The sequence below is a fragment of the uncultured Thermosynechococcus sp. genome (assembly GCF_937958135.1).
Taxonomy (GTDB): domain Bacteria; phylum Cyanobacteriota; class Cyanobacteriia; order Thermosynechococcales; family Thermosynechococcaceae; genus Thermosynechococcus.
In genome coordinates this window covers 1-23,211 of the sequence record NZ_CALGOG010000053.1, presented here as the reverse complement: position 1 = coordinate 23,211, position 23,211 = coordinate 1, and the positions used below count along the sequence as shown (strand labels likewise).

At 54.0% G+C, this 23,211-nt stretch carries 24 protein-coding genes; 13 read left to right on the top strand and 11 right to left on the bottom strand.

Features of this window, described 5'->3' with window-relative positions; genetic code table 11:
- Positions 1-169: 169 nt before the first annotated feature.
- Entirely contained in the window at positions 170-445 is a 276-nt protein-coding gene (locus Q0711_RS06740) for a hypothetical protein (RefSeq protein ID WP_298618003.1), read from the bottom strand.
- Positions 446-586: 141 nt separating this feature from the next.
- Positions 587-715: a hypothetical protein gene (locus Q0711_RS06735; RefSeq protein WP_298611508.1), complete on the bottom strand. Its 129-nt coding sequence runs from the start codon at positions 713-715 to the stop codon at positions 587-589.
- Between the two features lie 582 nt (positions 716-1,297).
- Here Q0711_RS06735 and Q0711_RS06730 point away from each other — a divergent pair.
- On the top strand, positions 1,298-1,672 hold the full coding sequence (locus tag Q0711_RS06730; RefSeq protein WP_298611511.1) for an FHA domain-containing protein: 375 nt from the start codon (positions 1,298-1,300) through the stop codon (positions 1,670-1,672).
- Between the two features lie 8 nt (positions 1,673-1,680).
- Positions 1,681-2,289, top strand: a complete 609-nt coding sequence (locus tag Q0711_RS06725; RefSeq protein WP_298611514.1) for a biotin transporter BioY — start codon at positions 1,681-1,683, stop codon at positions 2,287-2,289.
- 47 nt (positions 2,290-2,336) lie between these two features.
- Here Q0711_RS06725 and cobN read toward each other — a convergent pair whose 3' ends face one another.
- On the bottom strand, positions 2,337-6,011 hold the full coding sequence (gene cobN, locus Q0711_RS06720; protein ID WP_299042050.1) for a cobaltochelatase subunit CobN: 3,675 nt from the start codon (positions 6,009-6,011) through the stop codon (positions 2,337-2,339).
- Between the two features lie 158 nt (positions 6,012-6,169).
- Between cobN and Q0711_RS06715 the strand changes: the two genes are divergently transcribed.
- Positions 6,170-8,362, top strand: coding sequence for an ATP-binding protein (locus tag Q0711_RS06715; protein WP_298617448.1), 2,193 nt, complete (start codon positions 6,170-6,172; stop codon positions 8,360-8,362).
- Here Q0711_RS06715 and coaE read toward each other — a convergent pair.
- The 3 genes from coaE to Q0711_RS06700 all read right to left on the bottom strand — a co-directional run bounded on the left by coaE (position 8,333) and on the right by Q0711_RS06700 (position 10,521).
- Entirely contained in the window at positions 8,333-8,941 is a 609-nt protein-coding gene (gene coaE, locus Q0711_RS06710) for a dephospho-CoA kinase (RefSeq protein WP_298977559.1), read from the bottom strand. The two genes, Q0711_RS06715 and coaE, sit on opposite strands and share 30 nt — an antisense overlap.
- Positions 8,934-9,497, bottom strand: coding sequence for an FxLYD domain-containing protein (locus tag Q0711_RS06705; RefSeq protein ID WP_298611527.1), 564 nt, complete (start codon positions 9,495-9,497; stop codon positions 8,934-8,936). Before Q0711_RS06705 ends, coaE begins: the two co-directional genes overlap by 8 nt.
- A 100-nt stretch (positions 9,498-9,597) precedes the next feature.
- Entirely contained in the window at positions 9,598-10,521 is a 924-nt protein-coding gene (locus Q0711_RS06700; RefSeq protein ID WP_298977503.1) for a DUF928 domain-containing protein, read from the bottom strand.
- Positions 10,522-10,608: 87 nt separating this feature from the next.
- Here Q0711_RS06700 and Q0711_RS06695 point away from each other — a divergent pair, with 87 nt between their 5' ends.
- Complete coding sequence (locus Q0711_RS06695; protein WP_366142473.1) at positions 10,609-11,415, top strand: 7-carboxy-7-deazaguanine synthase QueE; 807 nt, start codon at positions 10,609-10,611, stop codon at positions 11,413-11,415.
- A gap of 2 nt (positions 11,416-11,417) precedes the next feature.
- Here Q0711_RS06695 and Q0711_RS06690 read toward each other — a convergent pair whose 3' ends face one another.
- Positions 11,418-12,596, bottom strand: coding sequence for a hypothetical protein (locus tag Q0711_RS06690; RefSeq protein ID WP_298611536.1), 1,179 nt, complete (start codon positions 12,594-12,596; stop codon positions 11,418-11,420).
- 152 nt (positions 12,597-12,748) lie between these two features.
- On the opposite strand from Q0711_RS06690, the gene Q0711_RS06685 reads away from it, so the two are divergent.
- Positions 12,749-13,093 (top strand): carboxymuconolactone decarboxylase family protein, encoded by a 345-nt coding sequence (locus Q0711_RS06685; RefSeq protein ID WP_298611539.1) that lies wholly within the window; start codon positions 12,749-12,751, stop codon positions 13,091-13,093.
- A gap of 10 nt (positions 13,094-13,103) precedes the next feature.
- Here the strand turns inward: Q0711_RS06685 and Q0711_RS06680 are convergent, their stop codons facing one another.
- The gene (locus tag Q0711_RS06680; protein WP_299042044.1) at positions 13,104-14,456 is read right to left on the bottom strand and encodes a nitrate/sulfonate/bicarbonate ABC transporter ATP-binding protein; all 1,353 of its coding nucleotides are present in this window, start codon (positions 14,454-14,456) and stop codon (positions 13,104-13,106) included.
- 293 nt (positions 14,457-14,749) lie between these two features.
- On the opposite strand from Q0711_RS06680, the gene Q0711_RS06675 reads away from it, so the two are divergent.
- From Q0711_RS06675 to msrA, 5 genes are all read left to right on the top strand, one after another.
- Entirely contained in the window at positions 14,750-15,103 is a 354-nt protein-coding gene (locus Q0711_RS06675; protein ID WP_298611544.1) for a hypothetical protein, read from the top strand.
- A gap of 105 nt (positions 15,104-15,208) precedes the next feature.
- Positions 15,209-15,685: a DUF2214 family protein gene (locus tag Q0711_RS06670; RefSeq protein ID WP_298611547.1), complete on the top strand. Its 477-nt coding sequence runs from the start codon at positions 15,209-15,211 to the stop codon at positions 15,683-15,685.
- A gap of 43 nt (positions 15,686-15,728) precedes the next feature.
- Positions 15,729-17,699, top strand: a complete 1,971-nt coding sequence (acs, locus tag Q0711_RS06665) for an acetate--CoA ligase (protein WP_298611550.1) — start codon at positions 15,729-15,731, stop codon at positions 17,697-17,699.
- Between the two features lie 36 nt (positions 17,700-17,735).
- A complete protein-coding gene (locus Q0711_RS06660; protein ID WP_298611553.1) occupies positions 17,736-18,311 on the top strand; it encodes a DUF4340 domain-containing protein in 576 nt (191 codons plus the stop codon).
- 65 nt (positions 18,312-18,376) lie between these two features.
- Positions 18,377-19,045 carry a peptide-methionine (S)-S-oxide reductase MsrA gene (gene msrA, locus Q0711_RS06655; RefSeq protein ID WP_298611556.1) on the top strand — a complete coding sequence of 223 codons (669 nt, stop codon included), beginning with the start codon at positions 18,377-18,379 and terminating at the stop codon, positions 19,043-19,045.
- Here the strand turns inward: msrA and Q0711_RS06650 are convergent.
- From Q0711_RS06650 to Q0711_RS06640, 3 genes are read right to left on the bottom strand one after another with little or no spacing between them, the layout of a single operon-like run.
- A complete protein-coding gene (locus Q0711_RS06650) occupies positions 19,032-19,580 on the bottom strand; it encodes a pentapeptide repeat-containing protein (protein WP_298611559.1) in 549 nt (182 codons plus the stop codon). The two genes, msrA and Q0711_RS06650, sit on opposite strands and share 14 nt — an antisense overlap.
- 43 nt (positions 19,581-19,623) lie before the next feature.
- Entirely contained in the window at positions 19,624-20,181 is a 558-nt protein-coding gene (locus Q0711_RS06645; protein ID WP_298617451.1) for a DUF4126 domain-containing protein, read from the bottom strand.
- The gene (locus Q0711_RS06640; RefSeq protein ID WP_298617453.1) at positions 20,175-20,726 is read right to left on the bottom strand and encodes a shikimate kinase; all 552 of its coding nucleotides are present in this window, start codon (positions 20,724-20,726) and stop codon (positions 20,175-20,177) included. Before Q0711_RS06640 ends, Q0711_RS06645 begins: the two co-directional genes overlap by 7 nt.
- A gap of 71 nt (positions 20,727-20,797) precedes the next feature.
- Between Q0711_RS06640 and Q0711_RS06635 the strand changes: the two genes are divergently transcribed.
- From Q0711_RS06635 to Q0711_RS06625, 3 genes are read left to right on the top strand one after another with little or no spacing between them, the layout of a single operon-like run.
- Positions 20,798-21,442 carry a J domain-containing protein gene (locus tag Q0711_RS06635; RefSeq protein WP_298611568.1) on the top strand — a complete coding sequence of 215 codons (645 nt, stop codon included), beginning with the start codon at positions 20,798-20,800 and terminating at the stop codon, positions 21,440-21,442.
- 48 nt (positions 21,443-21,490) lie between these two features.
- Positions 21,491-22,009 (top strand): acetolactate synthase small subunit, encoded by a 519-nt coding sequence (gene ilvN, locus Q0711_RS06630; RefSeq protein ID WP_298611574.1) that lies wholly within the window; start codon positions 21,491-21,493, stop codon positions 22,007-22,009.
- A 3-nt stretch (positions 22,010-22,012) separates the two neighbouring features.
- Positions 22,013-23,209: an ABC transporter substrate-binding protein gene (locus Q0711_RS06625; protein ID WP_298611571.1), complete on the top strand. Its 1,197-nt coding sequence runs from the start codon at positions 22,013-22,015 to the stop codon at positions 23,207-23,209.
- Positions 23,210-23,211: the final 2 nt, after the last annotated feature.

Sequence of the window (23,211 nt, the reverse complement as noted above, 5' to 3'; positions counted from 1 at the left end):
CCCTGCTTCTGCCTATGGGTAAGACTAATTGGATTTGATCTTATCTATGAACGGCACCGTACTTGACGGCGGTCAAGAATAAAATTGCATCAATATTTCTTATTGCCTAGATAAACGGCAACAACAGACCTTGTCGCAACAATGAAATCTTTAAGGTAAATATCAATACTTAGGGGACAATCTGAAACGTTACTCGTGCGGTGTAGCCCACATAGTAAAAGTTCCCCTCACCCCAGTCTTGGTTGGCATTTAGCTCAACACGCATTTGACTTTGACGCGGGTAATTTTCGGGAATGGGGATCACCTGATCACCTCCAGGATTGAGCCGACCCAAACCCGAACGAATGTTGCTCACGGTTCCCCACAGAACCTTCCCTTTACTACCATAGAGTTCGATTTTTGCCTTGGTGCGCGGGTGGATCAACCGCAGAGATTGTTCATCCACAAACACATCAATCTAACGCCGTTGGCAATCCAGCAATTGCAAAATTTGATCCCCTTTACCCAGAAACATGCCCGGCCGGGCATCCACCCGCCACACATAGCCGGCAATGGGGGCAGGCACCTCCACGACCCTGCGCTGCGCTTAGGTAACCTGTCGTTGTTGGGCAGCGATTTTGACGATCGCCTGCTGTTCGCCAATCTGAATTTGTAACTCTTGGAGCCGCAGGCGGGGGTCGTAGTTACTGCGAGTATGGCGCGGGGTCAGCCCCAACTCGGCAGCACGAGCATCGGCCTTACATTTACAATCACCCCATTGATGACGGCGTCGCGACTGCGAACAGTTGTCAAGTGGCGGTAGAGAAACGCGCCGGCAAAGGTGAGAATGCCACAGCCTACTGCCAGTACTAGGAGATTGGCAAGGAGCGATCGCCGCAGCTTCAGCTGTTGAGTTGATGGAGCCTAATTTTCATTCTGCACCAAGGGGAAACCCTGACTCAAATTGGACACAGAAATTGAAGCCGGCTTTTTCATAGGAAGCTCACAACAGGTTAGTTAAATTTGATAAAACCAACTCTTTTTATACAATTGATGAGTGAAAACCTTGGTCTAAAAACGTCCTATGTTCACCTCACAACTAGACGTTAGAAAGTATTTAATATACCTTTTAATATGCTTTTACTGTTTAATCTAAATATGCGAATAGCCTTTTACTATCCGTATGAGCACTGAAGTTGATGTCTGTAAATTGTCTATTGAAAATTTCAATCTCAGGCTTCGTAGGTTTTCAAAGCATCATCCAGCCCCAAAAGCAAGAGTGAAGTACGTATGATAAAAGTATCCGTGGCAGACTTCCATGGCGCACTTTCCCGATGTTGACAAGCAAGCATGGCTGATTGTGTGTTCCCAAGGCACAGTGGTGGGCAAGTATCACCTCGCAGGCAAGGCTGCTTGGAAAATTGGGCGGGCCAGTGACTGTGACATTATCATCCATGATCCCTACGTTTCACGACACCAGGCCACTATTGAGCTACGGCCTCGTGGCAATGCCCTGGTGTACATAATTCGTGACCACAACAGTCGCAATGGCACACTGATTAACGGTACCCTCCTAGCGGATGAGCGGGTACTATACCATGGGGACATTATCATGATGGGGGATACGGATCTCACGTTTCGTTATGCAAGTGCGGCTCCGTCAGTCCCGCCCAATGAGTTGCAGCGCTCTTGAGAAACCACGTGTCACCCCTTGACGAATTTTTGTGGGCAGTTTTAGGCCTCCTGCTAACTGTTGCCGGAACGTTCATGGAAGCCGCGATCGCTATCCCCAACCTGCTGAATGAGGAAGGGCAAGTTGTGTTGCCTAGCTCATGGACGGCGATTCCTGTGTACTCGCTGCCCGTATCGTATCAAGTGGCAGCGGTTCTTTTCGTTGGCTGTATGGGGGGGCGGCAAGCTGCAACCCTCTCACAGGTGGCCTATTTAATTTTGGGACTAAGTGGGTTTCAGGTGTTTTCCCAAGGGGGCGGTCTTGGCTATTGGCGTGAACCGACATTCGGTTATCTTTTGGGTTTTGTGCCGGCGGCTTGGGTCTGTGGTTGGCTCGCCTTTCGCCCCCAAAAGCGGGTAACTCTAGAATGGCTTGCCTTGAGTAGCTTAGCAGGACTGACCCTGATTCACGTTTGCGGTGCTCTCTACCTCGGCGGCTTGGCTCTGGCAGGGCAGTTGAGTCAACCCTTAGGGGAGTTACTAGAGCAGTATTCCCTTTTTGCCTTGCCGGGACAGTTAGTCATTGTCTGCGTGGTGGCAACGGTAGCGCGGGTGCTGCGCTGGATTTTACTCTATTAGGATATAACGCTCTCGCCGGCGGCTGAGGTGAGAACGGAGAACGCCTACTACAGTTGTTCAATTAGACCCTCGGCCTCTAGAGCGAGCGATCGCAGGCGGTCTAAAATTTGCGGATCGGGTGTCTGCCACAGTTGACGTTGAGCTGCTTCTAAGAGTCGCTCAGCCATATCCCGCAGGGCCCAGGGATTGTGCTGCGCCACAAAGGCTTGCATTTCCCCATCGAGTAAGTAGGTCTGAGCAACACCAGCAAACACATAGTCGGGCACACAGCGAGCGGTGGCGGCATAGCCAAAGAGATAATCTACTGTAGCTGCCATTTCAAAGGCGCCTTTGTAGCCATGGCGTTGGATGCCTGCCAGCCATTTGGGATTGACCACACGGGAGCGATAGACCCGCAGTAGTTCTTCTTGAAGAGTGCGAATTTTGGGTTGTTCTGGCCGTGAGTGATCGCCAAAGTAAACCGTGGGTTGCTGCCCCGATCGCGATCGCACCGCCACGGTCAGACCCCCCTGAAACTGGTAGTAATCATCGGAGTCCAATAGATCATGCTCACGGTTGTCCTGGTTTTGCAGCACCACTTGCAGTTGTCTGAGACGTTGCTCAAGGGCTTCAGCCGCATTGTGGCTCCGCCCTTCCCCGGTGTAGGCGTAGCTACTCCAGTGGATGTAGGCGCGGGCTAAATCCTCATCCCCCTGCCAGTTCTGCGCTTCAATGAGGCCTTGCAGTCCAGCGCCATAGGCACCGGGTTTGGAGCCAAAGATGCGAAAGCGCGCCCGTTGTTGGGCTTGCTCTAGAGAAAGACCCTGCTGTTGCCAGTAGGCAGTTTCTTTAGCCACTTGAGCAGCCAAGGGATTTTGATCCGGAGGTTCCTCCAATTGGCTCACTCGCTGCACTGCCTCATCGAAGAGGGCAATTAAATTGGGAAAGGCATCGCGGAAAAAGCCGGAAATCCGCAGCATCACATCTACCCGTGGTCGCCCCAACAGCGATAGGGGAATCACCTCCAAATCCACGACCCGCCGCGAGGTGCCTTCCCACACCGGCCGTACCCCCAGCAGGGCAAGGGCTTGGGCAATATCGTCGCCCCCTGTGCGCATGGTGGCTGTGCCCCATACCGAGAGGCCAAGGGTGCGCGGAAATTCTCCGTGCTCTTGACAGTAGCGTTCAATAAGTGCCGCTGCCGATCGCTCCGCCAACGCCCAAGCCGCCTCCGTGGGTACCGCCCGCAGATCCACTGCATAGAAATTCCGTCCGGTGGGCAGGACATCGGGACGGCCCCGACTCGGGGCACCGGCAGGGCCACTGGGGACGTAGCCGCCATTGAGGCCATGGAGCAAGTGCTGAATTTCCTGGGGAGTCTGCTGCAGGGCAGGGTAGAGTACGCTGCAAATCCAATCCAGTACCCGCTGGGTTGCCCGACCACAGGGGGGGGTTGGGGTGCCGTTGAGCAGAGCCTCCACTAGGTTTGCCGCCGCCACCTCTAGGGCATTTTGCCACTCCCCCACAGAGCGATAGCCGGGGACAGGACTGGGAGCCGTTGGATCGGCGGTGAGCGGGTCTAAATCTACTCCTTGGTCTTGAGCCAGCGCGCGAGTGAGACCGATATGCTCTGAGCTGGGACTGCGGGCAATAGCAATGATCAAATCCCGCAACTGTTGCCCTTGGGGACATTGGCCAAGGATATGCAGGCCATCGCGGATTTGGGCATCCCGTAAATCGCAGAGGTAGCCATCGGTGCGCGCCAGCCATGCGGCCCATGTTTCCTCTGGATTGGGGGCAGCAATTTCTTGGTCTAAATCCAGTTCTTTAACCAGGGCTTCAATCTGCTGCCGCAGGCGGTTTAAGCGGGGGCGATCGAACTGCTCAGCGGCGTAGTACTCCTCAATGTAGTGGCTGAGGGTCTCTAGGCCACCGTACAACTCGGCGCGGGTAAGGGGCGGCGTCAGGTGATCCAAAATCACCGCTTGGGCGCGCCGTTTGGCTTGGGCACCCTCGCCGGGGTCGTTGACAATAAAGGGGTAAAAGTGGGGCACAGGGCCTAGGACAATTTCTGGAAAGCAGGTCTCACTGAGGGCAATGCTTTTGCCGGGGAGCCATTCCAGATTGCCGTGTTTGCCCACATGGACAATGGCATCTGCTTCAAACACATGGCGCAGCCAAAAGTAAAAGGCCAGATAGTCTGGGGTGGGTTCCAAGTCGGGGGCATGGTAGTTCAAGCTGGGGTCGCGATCGTAGCCTCGGCTGGGCTGAACACCAACAAAGATGTTGCCCCAACAGTTGCCGGCAATGGGTAAATCCGCGGTGGGAAAGGGCCAGCGTTGGTTGATGGCCTCTTGGGCCGCCCTTGGCAGAGCCTGAAAATAGCGCCGGTAGGTTTCAAGGGGGAGAGTGTAGCGGGGCAGCCGCCACTGATTACCTTCGGGGTCGTTGGTGCAGAAGCGGCTCAGGTGTTGAATGAGGGCATCGCCATCGGCAGGGAGGGGATGAGCGCCGAGATCATAGCCGGCTCTCTGAAGTGCCTTGAGCAGCTCTACGGTACTGTTGGGGGTATCCAGACCCACGCCATTGGCAAGACGACCATCGCGACAGGGGTAGTTGGCCAAAATTAGGGCAATACGGCGTTCAGCGGGCGCTTTGCGGCGGAGGTTGAGCCAGTTGGCCGCCAGCTCACTGACCCATTGCAGGCGATCGCCGGCCGGAGTGTAGGTGGTTATGGTCGTTTCTACCTCAGATTGGATTTGCGACACGGTCTTAAAGGAAACTGCGCGGGTAATGATGCGGCCATCCACCTCCGGCAAGACCACGTGCATTGCGAGATCCCGCGGCGATAAACCCTGGGGATGTTGTTGCCAGGTCTCGTAGGGACTGCTGCTGAGAATCACTTGGAAAACGGGGACATCCAACTGCTGCCAAAGATGAACCTCCTGGGGTTTGGCGATCGCAAACCCTGTGGTATTGAGAATTAATTCCACCTTGCCCTGCCATGCCGCCAGTAGCTCCCGTTGCACTTCTGCATCTTGCAGCGAGGAGACAAACACGGCTAGGGGTGCCAGTTGCCGCTGAATTAAGGCCTGGGCAAGGGCATCAATCACAGCGGTATTGCCCGCCAAGTAGTGGGCGCGGTAAAAGAGAATACCCACCTGAGGCCAATTCTCGCCTATCTCCCCTTGAATTGGATAGGAACCCCAGCGGGGAATTCTTTGGGGGGGCAGGGGGGGCTGACCCCAGCCACAGCCGTAGTGGCCAATAAACTCCAAGGCTCGCTGCATATTTTCCTGTCCTCCCTCGCAAAAATATTGCCACAGGCAATCTACCCGTGCTAGCGGCCAACTGGAGAGGCTCATGAGTTCCAAGTCGGGGCGATCGTCCCCCGGTAGGAGAATCAACTGCCCCCCGCGATCGCCGACCACTTGCTGCGCCACCTCTAGGCCATAGCTCCAGTAGCCCCGTCCCCCCAAAAGGCGAATCACAACAACGTCGGCCTGAGCTAGGACGCGATCGCCATAGTCGTCAATGGCTGCTGCTGCTTGTAAATGCAATAAGTTCGCGAGGCGCAGCGGCGGAAAGTCCTTGGGCAGTTGGCGGTAGGCTTGCGCCAGCAGAGCAATATCCGTATCCGCTGCCGTTAAAATAACGATGGGAGCACTGCTTTGCTGTAGAAATGCAACATCGCTGTTATCTGTGGCAACAGTCAGGTCATTCAATGTAAGAATTCGATGCATACCTTGACAAGAATTATTAAAAAAACTGGTGGGCTTTCCCCCCTGTCTTCCCTGAGCCGTTACAACGGAAGTTAATGGGAAAAGCCTCTAGCGATCGCACCCCGCACGGTGATGCCACTGCCTGCGATGAACCGATCCAGGATTGAACTTAAAAAACAATGCGCCAGCCCGTCTTTGATCGAATTTTACCAGCATTTCTCTACGAGCGAATTGCCACCGTCCTGCTTGCAGAAGCAAGCCATCGCGGAGCAACCGTCCTTACCCGTGAAGAACTCATCGCCTCTGCTGACCCCCCTTTTCTCCTTGTTGTGGCCCAGACATTTGCGCTGCTGTTGCAGGCAGACCCCGTGCCCCAGATGGGTGCCTATCGGGTAGAAATTCTCACTAACCCTGGGGCGATCGCCCGCTTCTTGCGCAAAATCCGTAGCCAAGCTCCTGTGAAGCACCGCCCCCTAATCCGCACTGTGTTGCAGCAACTCACCACCTTGAACGGTCAAGAACAGATGTTGCCCACCGATCTGGCGATCGCCCTTATGGCCGTGCTCAGTGAAGAAGCAACGGCTCAGTGTGAAACCTGTCAACCTTTGGTCACCGCAGCCCTCAACGAGCGTCAAGCCCAAGAACGATTGCTCCATCAGGTGACGACTCAGATTCGCCAGAGTCTTGAACTGCCAGAACTGCTAAAAACAGCCGTCGATCGCATTCGCGAGTTTCTGGATGTGGATCGCCTACTGGTGGGGCAATTCAGCTCCACCGAAGGAGAACTCCACGGGAAAATTACCTATGAATCCTGCCGCCATGGGGGTATTCCCTCTGTCCTTGGACTTTGGGATCAATGCTGGCAGTGGTCAGCTTTGCCCACGAGTAGCTATCAGCGCCTTACCCGCGGCGAAACCATTGTTGTGAGCAACATTGAGCAGTTTTACAAAGAAGTGCCCTGTCTCCAGGAGTTTGCTGCCCGTTGGCACATCCGGGCGTGGTTAATTGTGCCAATTATTGTGCAAGACAAACTCTGGGGGGTGCTCATTGCCCACCAGTGCGATCGCCCGCGGCAGTGGCAGCCCCAAGAAATTGAGTTTCTCACCCACCTCAGTCAACATCTGAGCATTGCCATCTATCAAGCCCAACTCTACAGCGAACTCCAACAGCAAAAGGCCACCCTCGAACAGCGTGTTAACGAGCGCACCCAAGCGCTGCGGGAAGCTCTTCGTGCCATGGAAGCTGCCCACCGCATTAAAAACGACTTCTTGGCCACCATGAGTCACGAACTGCGCACTCCCCTGACCTGTGTTATTGGGGTTTCCGCCACCCTGTTGCGCTGGCCCCTTGGCCCGCTGACGGCAAAACAGCGGGAATACCTAGAAATTATCCACGAGAGCGGCACCCATCTGTTGGAATTGATTAACAGTATTCTCGATCTCTGTCAGGCAGAACTGGGGCGATCGCACCTGCATCGCAGCACCTTTTCGATTCGGCAACTGTGTACAGACTGCATAGAAGTCGTCAAACCCCAAGCCCATCGCCATCAGGTCAACCTGCACCACCAACTCATGATTCCCCCCGGTCGCGATCGCTTTTGGGGAGACTACCGCCGCATCCAGCAAATTCTCATTAACTTGCTCAGCAATGCCATTAAGTTCACCCCTGCAAAGGGGGAAGTCATTCTGCGGGCATGGTGGAAAGAGGACGAACTCATTTTTCAAGTGCAGGACAATGGCATTGGTATCCCTGCTCACTTGCAACCTTTGCTCTTTCAAAAATTTCAGCAGTTGGATAGCTCCTTTGGTCGCGCCTATCCTGGAGCAGGTTTAGGCCTAGCCCTGACCAAGCAGTGGGTTGATCTGCACCAGGGTTGGATTGAGGTGGACTCCACTGAAGGCCAAGGCAGTACCTTTACCGTCGGGCTGCCGGCAATCCCTTCAGAACCCCTATCAGACCCCCCCAAAGTCAAGCTGGATGTCCCGCCCCTTGCAACAACAGATGTGCTTGTCGAACCTGCAGGGCGGATTGTTCTTGTGAGTGAGGATGAACCCACCGCCACACTGATTTGTTCCATTTTGACCACAGCGGGCTATCAAGTGATTTGGCTGGTGGATGGTGAAGTGGAGCGGCTGTTGGCACTCACGCCCATTGCTGTCCTCTTTGCAGAACCCTTTAGCTATGGTGATGTGCAAGAGTTAGTGGATCAGCTGCGGCAACGCTGTCCCCCAGAGCAACTCAAAATTTTTATTTTGGGATCAGAGGGGAACTATCAGGGGGTGGATCGCTACATTCCCCTGCCCATTCATCCAGAAAGTTTCCTGCAACAGGTAACAATGGGGCTAACTTCCCTCGCCATTCCTGCCCAGTAGGACAAAGGCCTGATCCACCTGACGGTAGAGTTCCGCAAGGCTCCCTGTATTCCAAAGCACCGTGTCTGCCCGCCGAATCTTCTCCTCTAAGGGCAGTTGACTGGCGATGCGTTGGGCGGCTGCATCTTCAGAGAGGCGATCGCGCTGCTGCAGACGAGCCAACTGTTGCTCAGAGGTGGTGGCCACCACCCAAATGCGATCCACGAATTCCTCAAGGTGAGCCTCAAAGAGGAGGGGAATCACCAAAGCAATAAGGGGTTGATCGCAGGTATCAATTGCTCGCTCCATCTGGGCAATTACCCAAGGGTGAATTTGCGCCTCTAGCCATTGGCGCTCTTGGGGCTGAGCAAAGACAACTTCCCCCAAACGCCGGCGATTAATAGTACCATCCCTACAACAAATTTCACGCCCATAGCGATCAACGATGGCTTGATAAATAGGAGTCCCGACGGCAACTGCCTGCCGCGCTAATACATCGGCGTCCACAATGGGCAGCCCATAGCGTTGCTGCAAGTAGGCAGCCACCACAGATTTACCGCAGGCAATCCCCCCGGTAATGCCGAGGCGAAGTCTAGACACCCCCTTGCAGCACTACCGCTGGCTGACTCAACCGCACCTGTGCTCCGATATCCGCCGGCACATTAGGGAGCATTTTTTGATATGTCACCGTCTGACCGGGAGCGACTGTTGCCGGTTCTGGGGTCGCCGCACCCGTTTGCAGAAGCTCGCCGTTGGCACCCACCACTTCATAGTTAATGGCTTGGATGGTTACGGGTTGGCGGTTATTGTTCGTCACGGTACCGGTCACCACCGAGGACCCCGGCAACTTGAGTACAGGTTGAAGCTGCGGCTGACCCACGCGGATATTGCGTAGAAGCTGTTGTTCTAGAGCCTTGGGGTCAACTTCTTGGGGAGTCCCCGCCGTTGTCGGCGCAGAAGGGGCTGCGGTTGCACTTGAAAGATTGAGCAGATGATTCCAGTAGCGTTGATTACGGCTCCAGGCAGCGGGGGAGTTGCCAATAATCACAATGTCACCTGCTGCCCGTTGTGCCAAGGCAGGCAGAGGGGCGATCGCTCCAAGGAGCACAATACCGGTTAGCCAAAGGGGAAATGGCAATTGAGCTATCTTTAGCATGGCGCACGCTCCTGTGAATGCAGCCTATCCTTTATCCTAGTGCAACTTGATCTGGGATTTGGGGGTCAGCCAACCGCCCTCAATATCGGCACAGGAGCTGCTAGCGCAACAGGGGCATATTGACAATTTGCGGATCAATGCCCGCACTCTTGAGCACATCCTGCCACTGCTGTTTGATCGCGGCGTTATTGGGATTGCTTCGCTGTAGCTCCACAAGGGTTGCTAAGGTATCATGCCAGAGTTGACTAGTGGCCAAAAGGGGCAAGCGATCGGTCGGTGGCATGGCGGTGATTACTTGGGCAAGGTTCCTGTCTAGCTCAGCCCGCTCAATCCAGCCGCTGACAAAGGGATTGGCATCCGGTTCATTGGGCCTACAGGTAAGGGAGAAGATCCACTGGTATTTTTGCCCCGGTTGCAGCTTCACCTTAGCGGCATCCACCGTCACGGGTAAAATCCCTGCTTTACCACTGAGGGGCACTTGTTGAGTCAACAAGAGTTCTCCGGCTTCCGAGAGCAGCAGCAGTTCTGCCGATTTTGCTGTGGTTTGGGGAACAAAGAAAAAGAGACTGGGATTGGCCGCCGCCGTCATCCCCAAGTTGTTATCGGGAACAAGGGCGACAATTTTGCTCAGGGAGCCTTGGGTACACTCACCAAAGCGGGTGGCACCTGCGACTCGTTGCCCCGGCATGCCGCGATTTGGGGGCACAAAGGTGAGACGGTTACGCGATTGGGCAGCGTAGCGATCGCGGGCAAGATAGGCTTCCACATTACTGATAGCCGTGAGGGCATAGCGATCGCCGGGACGCAAGCTGAGGGCACGGCGAAAATTCACCAAAGCGGATTGATAGTCCCGCTTAGCAGTTAGCTGGTAGCCCCGCTGCATGTAGCGATCGAACTCACCGGCTTGATTAGCGGGATTTTGGGCAACAGCAGGTAACAAGGGCACGATAACCGGCAGGGCGCTTGTTCCTATTGCCAAGGTACCGACCAATAGCCACAAAAGGCCAAAACGGTGGGCAGACATCGCATTTACCTACTGAACACGCTAACTATCCTTAAGGTACTATCGGAAAGAAGGCTCAATTGTGATCGGGCTTGCACATCCCCTGTGATTTCTGTAAAAGAGCAGCAGACTAACAACGATTCCTCCCTTGCGCGGATTACGCTGCCTTTGGTAGAGATATTTTCAGCCATTCAAGGGGAAGGCGCCAATGTGGGGTGTCGGCAAGTTTTTATTCGCTTGGCGGGCTGTGATCTCCGCTGCACCTACTGTGACAGTGCCCACACATGGTTTGTTCCCCGCCATGCCCTGATTGAAGAACACGCGGGCGATCGCCACTTTCAACGGATTCCCAATCCCGTTACTGCCGCCCACATTCTCGAAGCTGTCCAGCACCTCAACACGCCGCCCATCCATGACAGTATTAGCCTCACTGGCGGTGAACCCCTCCTCTATGCAGCAACATTGGCACAATTTTTACCCTTGCTCAAGGCCAGCAGCTCCCTATCCCTCTACCTTGAGACCGGCGGACATCATCCAGCGGCACTGGAACTGATTCTTCCCTATCTGGACAGTGTCGGCATGGACATTAAGCTGCCGAGCGTCAGTGGTGAGTGCCATTGGTCAGCCCATGAAGCTTTTTTGCGCCTGTGCGATCGCGCCCCTGTCGAGGTCTTTTGCAAAGTGATTATTTCCCAAACCACCGACCCTGCCGATCTCGATCGGCTCAGTGCTCTTGTGGCCAGCGTAAACCCCCATATTCCGGTCTTTTTGCAACCTGTAACGCCCGTAGGTACCGGTCGCTGTACCCCTCCACCCACCCCCGCTCAAGTCCTCGCGTGGCAAGCGCAGTTAAAGGCACGGTTGAGCAATGTGCGCGTTGTGCCCCAAACCCATAAATTCCTAGGACAGCGCTAGGGCTATTTTTTAATCAAGATATAGGCATGGACATAGTTCGGCAAGCGACGGGCAGCCGCTTGATAGCTGGCACGGTCAGGAAAAATGCCCGCCAAAAAGTCCAACTGATAGAGATTGGGGACAAAGGCTCCCCCCGTATCGGCAATGACGCCAAGGCGCAGTTTTGGGGGAGTACCCCGTGCATCTTCAATCACCACGACTCGCCCCAGACCGATATTCCAGACATCTCCGGCAAAGGTCACCTCCGGTTCGATATTGATTTTGTTTTCAATCGTACTGCCGTAGCCCTTAATGGCCGCCACTTCACGAAAATACCAGTAGCGTCGCTGCTCGTGGGGAGAAACTCCCTTCACAAAGGGAATGCCATTGTTGCGATCCACATTAAAAAAGGCTTGGCTACCGTCGGTAAATCGAACGAGAATCGTTCCTTGCATCAGGGCATCTTCAAATGCGGCGCGCGTCAAGTAGGCCAAGGGCTGCACCCGTCCATAGAAAGGACCGCCGGGTTCAAAAATTCCCGCGAGTACTTGCTGCTTTGTGAATTGCCTATAAAATAGGCTCTCCGGTTGATCGGGAAGGCGAGGCGGCAAGGCATAAAGAGCTGTATTGTAGGTATCTGTGCGGGTGCGCGAGCCGCGATGGGTAAACACCGCATAGTTGGTCAGGCGCAATTCCTCCGTTTGATTCGGGTTGCGGGGGTTGTGGGGCAGCCATTGGATCACGCGAAAGTGCTGATTAATAAATGCTGGATCTTGCAAACGGATTGGGCGCTTGCCACTAATGTCCTCTGTCAGCGTTGCAATCATAAAGTCCAGCGTGTCAAGGACTTGGGCTAAAGTGACACCTTTAATGGCAAGAATCCCCTCCCGTTGGGCAACGACATCTGTCTCACCAAACTCTTGAAAATAGTGGCGGGTGTTGCGCAATACTTGGAGTAATTTCGTAGGTGCTGTACTAATACGTTGCGAAGGGAGGGGGCGATCGCGAAATAGTCTGCGCCCATCCACTTGAAACTGGGGCTGGCCAAACTCATTCACAGCTGTGTACAGAGGGTTTGCTGGCGAGGGAATCACTGCTGGCGGTGTTTCTAGGGATGCTAGTAATCCTGTTACCCCTTGACATCCCAGCATCAGGAGTAATCCACTGAAAAGACCCGCCGTGCTCACCCATCCAAGTTGCATACCTACACCCTGAATGTTGCTCAACCCCTCAATCATTCCCTAAGCTGCTCCCGTCGTCAAAGGGACATGAAGAAGAAAAAACGTTGAAGTTTCAGCGGTATAACCTGATTGAGCGACGACGATAGAAGCAACAGCAAGTTGGGAAGACAGCGATGTACACCGAGCAAATCAACCATATCAAGTCCTACACCGCAAAACTAACAGCGGCAATGCCAGATGCCATGAAAGCTTTTTATAGTCTCAGTCGTGCCTCTTCCGCACCGGGGGCACTGGATACCAAAACCAAAGAGTTGATTGCCCTAGCCATCGGCGTGGCCAAGCACTGCGACGGCTGCATTGCCTTCCATACCCGTGCTGCTTTGCACGCGGGCGCAACCCCTGAGGAAATTATGGAGACGCTGATGGTGACCGTGGCGATGGACGGCGGTCCTGCTTTGATGTATGCCACCCACGTGATGGAGGCATTAGAGGAATTTAGCCAAAGGCAAGCTCAGTAGGCAATTCTTCTCAAACGGCAGTCGTTTCAAGGGGCAACGGCTCCTCAGTTTCGCTAGTTTCAAGGAAAATTTCCTTAGCGGGTTCATCATAGCCAAAGAGTTCGGCGTAGCGTCCCCAGTCAATGGCGGTATTCAGCTGGCGATCGGCTTCTTGGGGCGTAAAGTGCCGCTCTAGAATATCGAGCACCAAGCTCTCAGGGATGCGATGGTTTTGTTTGGCCATCAGGAAGGTGTGAATCTGCTGCACAAGGCGGATATGCTTAAGGAGTTGCTGGCGAATAATCAGCTTGCGCTGGTCAATGTCTCCCTGAATGAAGGCATTGCCAATAGGGGTCACGCTGATGTCGCCTTCCTTGAGTTCCACCAGTTCCATCATCTGGGCAGCTTCGACAATGGGCAGAATGTCATCTAGTTCCAGTTGCAGCTCCTGAGCAATGCGATAGAGGTCTTCTTTGCGATGTTCAAGGAGTTCTAATAAACCGGCAATCGAGCCAATGCGCACATGGGGCAGCAGTGGATAACGTGGTTCTTGACGGGTGGGCAGGGTGGCCGGCTTGGGTTCCAGTTGCTCCAATTCATCCACATGGGGGTTGGTGAGAATTTTATAGATGCGATCTACGGTGGCTTGAAATTCCGGATTCTTGCGATCGCGATAGTGGGGCAGGGTCACCGGAAAATCTGCCCGCACCCGACCCGGATTGCTCCCCAACACAATAATACGATCGGCGAGAATGACCGCCTCTTCAATATGGTGGGTGACAATCAAGATACTCTGGGTGGGAATTTTGTGCTCTAACCACAGGTCGAGAAGTTCAAAGCGCAGGTTCTCCGCCGTCAGCACATCCAAGGCTGAAAATGGCTCATCCATACACAGGAGTTCTGGTTCTACCGCCAAGGCCCGCGCAAAGCCCACCCGCTGCCGCATCCCTCCCGACAGTTCCTTGGGGTAGGCGTTTTCAAAGCCATCCAAGCCGATAATGTCAATCATCTGCAGTGCCTTGCGGCGGCGCGATCGCGGGCCTTCTCCCAAGGCCTTTAGCCCCAGCTCCACATTTTCCAAAACCGTTAGCCACGGATAGAGGGCTGAACTTTGGAAGACAACAGCCGCCCCTGGATTCAAGCCCCGCATTGGCTGCTCGCGGTATAAGACTTGCCCAGATGTAGGCGCAACCAAACCCGTAATAATCCGCATCAGGGTTGACTTACCGGATCCCGATGGCCCTAGGAGTGCAACAATTTCTCCTGTGCGCAATTCAAGGTTAATATTTTCCATAATGCTAATGACCTGACCGTTAGGTTGACGGTAGGCCTTCCCGACATCCAGTAAGCGGACGAGCGATTCCCCTTTGGTTTTGGCGTGCATAGTCCTGCATCCTGTGGCATTTCAACTGTTAACCTACCATGAGGATTCAGGTCTTGGCGAGTTTAGAAGAGAAAAATTGCCCCTTAAGAAAGTGCTGCACCGTTGCTTGCCTACCCCGTAATGAGTAGAGGTAGAATAAAAACAGTTTATAAATAGAATATCCGAACAACCAAAATTGATTATCTCACTAGAGCAGGCGATCGCCAGCGACCGGTGTCATTTCCCATGGTTTTTCTTCGACACCATATTGTAAACTAATTAGCGGTTTCTTCACAAAAGGTAACAATTCCGCTATGGGATTTTTGGATCGCCTTTTCCGTCGGGGCAAGCAAGCCGATGCCCAACCGAGTAAAGACTTTTTTCTTGATCCCGATGAAGCCAAGACCTACGGCAACATCGAGTACATGCGTACCCCCAAGGTTGTGAAAAAAACGTTCCCTGCTACTAGCGGTACTGAAGAAAAAGTAGAAGTCGTGGAGTTAGTCTCCTCCATTGAAAAAGTGAATCCCGAAGAACAAAACAAGAGTCAACCCGAACCCAGCGTCAGTGATGTGGTGACGCCTCCCGTAGAAGAACAGGAACGCCGCCGCAATGATCCCAATTTAGATCTCTTTCGCGCCATGGCCAAAGATCTGCGCCGTGGCTAACCCCTAAAAACCTCTGGGGCTTGGCGCTTGCACATCTCGGTGCTGCCCCCTAGGATAGGTACAGCTCTTTTTGCAAAGTCTCTCACTCGCCAAGGAAAATTTCGGATGAACGCCCTTTGGAGCAGTGCCGCGATCGCCTATCTGCACTATCTCAGTTTTATGGTGGCTTTTGCTGCCCTTGTTGTGGAGCACCTCACCCTACGCAAAGATTTAGACCTCAAACAGGCTTGGCGATTGGTGATCACCGATGCCCTCTATGGCCTTGCCGCGGTGACCGTTCTTGTCACGGGCATTTTGCGGGTACTCTATTTTGGCAAGGGCAGCGAGTATTACTTAGCCAACCCCGTCTTTCACCTCAAGGTGGGCTTATTTATCTTGGTGGGGCTGTTGTCGCTGTATCCGACAATCTCCTTTTTGCTGTGGATTAAACCGTTGCGAGAAGAGAAAGCGCCCACCCTAGAATTGCCGACTGTGCAGCGCTTAACGTGGGTGATTCGGGCTGAACTAGCTTTTCTTAGTGCCATTCCCTTTTTGGCAGCGATGATGGCGCGGGGGATTGGTCTGGATTGGGTTCAACGCTAAGCGATCGCCCCTATCATAGATCTTGCTGCCACGGATAAAACGGATGAGTCAGCCCACAATTGAGTCCATTCTGCAGGAACACCGCCTTTTTTATCCCCCCGCCGATTTTGTGGCCAAGGCGCGGATCAACTCCCTTGAGGCCTACAATGCCCTCTATGAAAAGGCCAAAGCTGATCCTGCCGCCTTTTGGGGCGAATTGGCTCAGCAGGAATTAGAGTGGTTTCAACCTTGGGATCAAGTCTTAGATTGGCAACCGCCCCATGCCCGATGGTTTGTCAACGGCAAAATTAACATTACCTACAACTGCTTGGATCGCCACCTCAAGACCTGGCGCAAAAATAAAGCGGCCTTGATCTGGGAGGGAGAACCCGGCGATAGTCGCACGCTTACCTATGCCCAACTACACCGCGAAGTGTGCCAATTTGCTAACGTCCTCAAGCAACTGGGGGTGAAAAGGGGCGATCGCGTCGGCATTTATATGCCCATGATTCCCGAAGCAGCCATTGCCATGTTGGCCTGTGCCCGCATTGGTGCCCCCCACTCTGTCGTCTTTGGCGGATTTAGTGCCGAAGCTCTGCGCGATCGCCTGTTGGATGCCCAAGCCAAACTGGTTGTCACGGCTGACGGGGGCTGGCGCAAAGATGCCATTGTGCCCCTCAAAGATCAAGTGGACAAAGCCCTTGCCCATGAGGCAGTTCCCAGTGTTGAAAATGTCTTGGTGGTGCAGCGCACCCAACAGCCGGTGACGATGGTGCCCGGTCGCGATCACTGGTGGCACGATCTGCAAAAGGGCGTCAGTGCCGACTGTCCTGCCGAACCCATGGACAGTGAGGACATGCTCTTTATTCTCTACACCTCCGGTTCCACGGGTAAACCCAAGGGGGTTGTGCACACCACCGCCGGCTATAACCTCTACACCCACATCACCACGCAGTGGGTCTTTGACCTGCAAGATAGCGATGTCTATTGGTGTACCGCGGATGTGGGCTGGATTACGGGTCACAGCTACATTGTCTATGGCCCCCTTTCCAATGGGGCAACTACCCTCATGTACGAAGGGGCACCCCGCGCCTCTAACCCCGGCTGCTTCTGGGATGTCATTGAAAAGTATGGCGTCACGATTTTCTACACCGCTCCCACGGCCATCCGTGCCTTCATCAAAATGGGAGAACACCTGCCGCGATCGCGGAATCTCTCCTCCCTTCGCCTATTGGGAACGGTGGGCGAACCCATTAACCCCGAAGCATGGATGTGGTACTACCGCGTTATTGGCGGTGAACGCTGCCCAATTGTGGATACGTGGTGGCAAACGGAAACAGGGGGGCACATGATTACCTCACTGCCGGGCGCCATTCCCATGAAGCCCGGTTCTGCCACCAAACCCTTTCCGGGCATTTTGGCGGATGTTGTGGATAGAGAAGGAAATCCCGTGGGCGTCAATGAGGGGGGCTATTTGGTGATTCGCTACCCTTGGCCGGGGATGATGCGCACGCTCTATGGCGATCCGGAGCGCTTCCGCCGCACCTATTGGGAACACATTCCGCCGCGCGATGGCCAATACGTGTACTTTGCCGGCGATGGTGCCCGCAAGGATGAGGATGGCTACTTTTGGGTAATGGGACGGGTTGACGATGTGATCAATGTGTCTGGTCACCGCTTGGGCACAATGGAAATTGAATCGGCATTGGTCTCCCACCCTGCGGTTGCAGAGGCCGCGGTGGTCGGTAAACCCGACGAAATTAAAGGGGAAGAAATCGTGGCCTTTGTCATTCTTGAAGGATCGGCTACCCCCAGCGATGCCCTCCAACAGGAGCTAAAACAGCACGTCGTCAATGAAATTGGTGCCTTGGCGCGGCCGGCAGAAATTCGCTTTACCGATGCGCTGCCCAAGACGCGATCCGGCAAAATCATGCGGCGGCTCCTGCGCTCCCTCGTGGCTGGTCAAGAGGTGGCTGGGGATACTTCAACATTGGAAGATCGCTCAGTGCTGGAGAAGTTGCGCCAGGGAGCTTGAGGTATTTCTGCTCCGCAAGGGGAGAAGCAAGAGAGAATGGCAACGGGCATCCGCACGAAAACACTTGTGCTGCTGGCAACGGCGGCCATTCTGGGGGGTGGTCTCTATCTCTTTGAGGAACAACTGCCTAGACCCAATGCCCCCAACGCCAAGGCAAAAAAACCTCTCTTTCACTTTCAAGAGGCAGCGGTGGTGGCACTCAAAATCGTGAGTCCAAAGTACAGCCTGAATCTGAAAAAGTTAGAGACCGGCAACTGGGTCATTGATCGAGGCAAGCAAACCCCCGCCGAGGAGGGGACTGTGGTCTTTCTATTAAACCTGCTGACCACAGGGGAGCGCGATCGCTCTTTTGAAGTACCTACAAAAAACGCTGGGGAATATGGCCTCGCTCCCCCCATGGCCACTATAGAGATCACCCTCAAAGACGGCCAGCAGCACCGTCTGCGCTTGGGCGATCCTACGTTTGACAGTCTAAAACTCTATGCAGAAATTGACCCTCCCCCGGAACCGCGCGAAAAAATGACGGTGACCCTAGTTCCCCTAGATTTCAAAAATGCTGTCCAGCGTCCTTTGGAAGAATGGGAGCGTCAACGACCCTCGGCTAAGCAATAGGGAAACTGGCACAAGGGTTTCAACATTGCCACAATTGTAAGAGAAACATTCAGTGGACATTAGCCATGGGATTCTTTGGATTCAAAAAGCTAACCATGCCCAGCCCCAGTGAGGCTTTGCCCGGCCGAGCAGAACCCATGCCCGTACCAAAGGCACATCTGGTGAACGGCCGCCCCCTCACCCCTCCCTATCCCGAAGGCATGGAATTGGCCATGTTTGGCATGGGCTGCTTTTGGGGCGCTGAGCGCAAGTTTTGGCAGGTGCCAGGGGTCTATGTGACCGCGGTGGGCTACGCAGGCGGCTATACCCCCAACCCCACCTATGAAGAGGTGTGCACGGGCATGACGGGTCACAATGAGGTGGTGCGCGTGGTCTTTGATCCCCGGCAAGTAACCTATGAGGAGTTGCTCAAGGTCTTTTGGGAAAATCATGACCCCACCCAAGGCATGCGCCAAGGCAATGATGTGGGGACGCAATATCGCTCCGGGATTTACTATTACTCCCCCGAGCAAAAAGCCCTTGCAGAAGCTAGTCGCGATCGCTACCAAGCAGCCCTAAAAGCTGCAGGTTACGGCACGATCACCACCGAAATTCTGCCAGCCCCTGAATTTTACTTTGCCGAACCCTACCACCAACAGTATCTCCACCGCAATGTCAATGGCTACTGTGGTCTTGGGGGCACAAAGGTTCCCTACGAACTGATGAGCACACCCCCCGCCGTCAGTAGAGATTGAGGCGATAGGGCATGCGGGGACGGTAAGCATCGCTAAAGTTGGTCTGACTGACGGTGGCATTGTTTAACCGTGCCCACTGCATATTTGCCTGTTCAAAGCTGGCACCGTCGAGACGGGCGCGGCGAAAATCGGCGTAACGCACATCAGCTCCTGTTAAATTACTGTTGCTGAAATCGGCACGGAAGGCACGGCTATGGCGCAAAATTGCATAGCTAAGGTTCGCACCACTCAAATTAGCTTGTTCTAAGTTGGCTCGTTCTAAATAAGCGGCGGTGAGGTTGGCATTACTCAGATTTGCTTCTACCAAATTGGCCACCATGAGGTTGGTATCCTGCAGGTTAGCGCCCTGAAGATTAGCACCACGCAAATTCGCTCCCGCCAAGTTATAGCCCCGTAGATCCACATTCTGCAGATCACAGCCGGGACAAGCATTGGTTTGCACAAGTTGCTGTAGGGCGGAAGGCATGGCAAAGGCAGCACCGCTGGTAAGGGCGGCACTGATCATTGCTGTTGCGATGAATGCCTGCTGGTTCACATCCACATCCTCCTACCACGCTAGAGCGACTTTAACATAAGTACTAGGAACTTCGCTGCCGATAACGAGAGCGCCGATGGCGTTGCTGCCAATCCTTGGCACTGCGAACGGCTAGCCACAACAAGAGTAGGGCAATCAACCCACCCTGCTTTGGCGCCTTAAGGGCAAAGAGGATCAGTAGGACGCACAGAACATCCTGTCCGACAACCACCCAACGGGGCAGTTTCCCGAGGCGATAAAACCAGCCCACCTGCACCAATTGCAACACAAAGGCAAAAAGACCACTGAGGGTACCGATGAGCCATTGGGGGGTTTCTGTTGCTGTGGCTACGGTGATGCCTAGGAGGGCACCCACAAGGGGGCTAAAGCACAGTTGCACAAGGACAATTAGACGGTAGCCCCAAAGATTGCCCGCCAAGAAAATCTCCACAAACGACCAAGCGGTTAATACCCCCACCACCCAGTAGGGAGAAAGGTGACGCAACAGAGGCACCTGTGACCAGAGTTGTTCTCCTTGTAAAAGTCCAATCAAGAGGAGGGGAAGGGCTAATCGTAACCCGCCGGCGGCTGCCGCTGAAAGAATCGCTAAAACCTCTAACATGGCTCAGTGGGTTTCAAAATATTCGGTAAGGTTTCCCAGAGGCGATCGCACACCGTTTCAGGGGTATCTTTGGCCGTGATATTTAGCTCCAAATCCGCCTGGGCATAGAGGTGTTGCCGCGTTTTCAGCAATTCACCCAGGCGCTCCTCTAGGGTCTGCTCCTGTAAAAGCGGACGTTCCTGGTCGTGGCGTAGGCGTTGACAGAGAACCGCAAGGGGCACAGAGAGCCAGACCACAATCCCATGACGCAGATAACTCCAGTTCATCGGGTTTAGGACAATGCCGCCGCCTGTGGCCACTACTAAATGATGATAACAAGAGACTTGTGCCAAGACCTGTTGTTCCAACTCCCGAAAGGCAGCCTCCCCCTCTTGGGCAAAGATCTCGCGAATGGGGCGTTGACGAAACTCGGTAATCACTGCATCCGTATCCACAAAACCATAGCCTAGGCGTTGTGCTAAGAGCCGACCAACGGTGGTTTTTCCAGCCCCCATCATGCCCACCAGATAAATGTTGACTCCCCCGAGACGTTTTTGCAGTTCCATAGACAACTCTTTCTCGACACCGCCAAATCAGCACTCTACCCTAAACTATGGAAGGGTTTCTTGCAATTTCCATGTCTCAGTCCAATCCTTATGTGACGCTACAGGTAGCAGTAACGGCAACCCAAGCTGAAATTAAGGCAGCCTATCGGCGTTTAGTGAAGCAGTATCATCCTGACTACCACCCCAGCGATCGCGCCAGCCATGAGCGAATGGCCGCTATTAACGCCGCCTATGAAATCTTGGGGGATGAGCAGTGCCGGCGAGCCTATGATGCCCAGCACCGCATTCATCAAACCAGCGCCAAACCCAATATTCAACGTTCCCAAGCCGCCGATCGCGAGCTAGAGCAATGGCTGACGCTGACCTATAACCCCGTCAGCCGGATTATTGAAGCGGTCTTGCGATCGCTCCCCCGGCAAATTGACGCCCTGGCTGCCGATCCCTTTGATGATGACCTCATGGATCAGTTTCTGACCTATTTGCAGGACTGTCGCCGTGCCCTCACCCGCGCCCGCTACACCTTCCAAGCCCAACCCAACCCCGCTGCCGTGGCCAAGGTGGCAGCCCACCTCTACTACTGTTTGAATCAACTGGTGGATGGTCTCGATGAGCTAGAGCAATTTAGCCACAGTTACGACGATCGCTATTTGCACACCGGACAGGAACTCTTTCGCATTGCCCATCGCCTCTTCGCAGAGTGTCGGCTTGTCCACTAAACTAGAGAGAGTCAGCATCCCAGGATGGCAGCAAGATTCAATCCCAGTATGAAACATACCCTATCGGTCTTGGTGGAAGATGAGGCGGGTGTGCTCACTCGCATTGCCGGCTTATTTGCACGGCGTGGCTTTAATATTGAAAGCTTGGCGGTTGGCCCTGCAGAGCAAATTGGCATCTCCCGCATTACGATGGTGGTGCCTGGCGATGATGCCATCATTGAGCAGTTGACCAAGCAACTCTACAAACTCATCAATGTTCTCAAGGTGCAGGATATTACGACGATTCCCTGTGTGGAACGGGAACTCATGCTCCTGAAGGTGAATGCCACAGCTAGCACCCGCTCTGAAATCTTGGAACTGGTGCAAATTTTCCGCGCCAAGGTGGTGGATGTCTCCGATGATTCCCTGATCATTGAGGTGTCCGGTGATCCCGGCAAGATGGCGGCCATTGTTCAAATGCTCAATAAATTCGGGATTCGCGAAATTGCCCGCACAGGAAAAATCGCCCTTGTGCGCGAATCTGGGGTAAATACGGAATACCTAAAGTCCTTGGAGGCACGGGTCTAATTCGTGGGAAAGTATCGCTGGTTATTGCTCGCGTTGGGAGCGATCGCCCTCAGTAGCTGTACGGCAACCGAGTCTCCCTCAATAGATAAGAATTCCTTGCCCCTTGGGGTTGCCCTTGCGCAAACGGGAAATGCTGCCCTCTACGGCCAAGAGTCCCTACAGGGAGTACAAGTTGCCGGGGAGTTTTTCAACCAAGCAGGCCAGATCAAGGGGCATACCCTACGGCTGGTGATTGAGGATACGGGCAGTGATGAAGCTGGAGCAGTCAATGTCTTTCAAACCTTGATCAATCGCGATCGCGTGATTGGCATTGTCGGCCCCACTCTCTCGCAGCAAGCCTTTAGTGCGGATCCCATTGCTGAGCAAGCCGGTGTCCCCGTGGTGGCTCCTTCCAACACTGCCCGTGGTATTCCGCAAATCGGTGCCTTCATTAGTCGTGTCTCTGCAGGGGTAGATGTGGTGGCTCCCACGGCGATTCAAGCGGCCCTTGAGATAAATCCCAACATTCGCCGCGTCGCCGTCTTCTTTGCCCAAGATGATGCCTTTAGTCGCTCAGAAACGGAGATTTTTCAAAAAGCGATTCGCGAGAATCCCAAGCTTGAACTGGTCACTGTTCAGCAAACCCAAACCACGGATACCAATTTTCAAGCACAGATCAACGCCACCCTCAATCTCAAGCCTGATCTAATTGTCATCTCCGGTTTGGCAGCGGACGGCGGCAATCTCATTCGCCAATTGCGGGAATTGGGCTACCAAGGGTTAATCTTGGGAGGCAACGGTGTCAATACCGTCAACATTTTCCCCGTTTGTCGTCGCCTTTGTGATGGCGTTTTGGTTGCCCAAGCCTATAATCCCGAAAACCCCGATCCAATGAATGTCAAGTTCCGCAAGGCCTTTGAAGCCAAATATCGCCACACTCCCTCTCAGTTTAGTGCCCAAGCCTTTACGGCAGTTCAAGTCTTTGCGGATGCCTTAGCGCGACTATCCCAAGAAAAGAACTTGTCGGAGGTGCCCCTTGGAGAGCTGCGTCAAGCCTTAAATAAAGAGATTCTCAAGGGAGTCTATGAAACACCTCTTGGAGAAATTCGCTTTACACCTGAGGGTGAAGTGCTGCAACGCTTCTTTTACGTTGGCCAGATTGAAATGAGTGGGGATGGCCAAACTGGGAAATTTAGCTTAGTGAAAAAAGTTGAACGCTAACC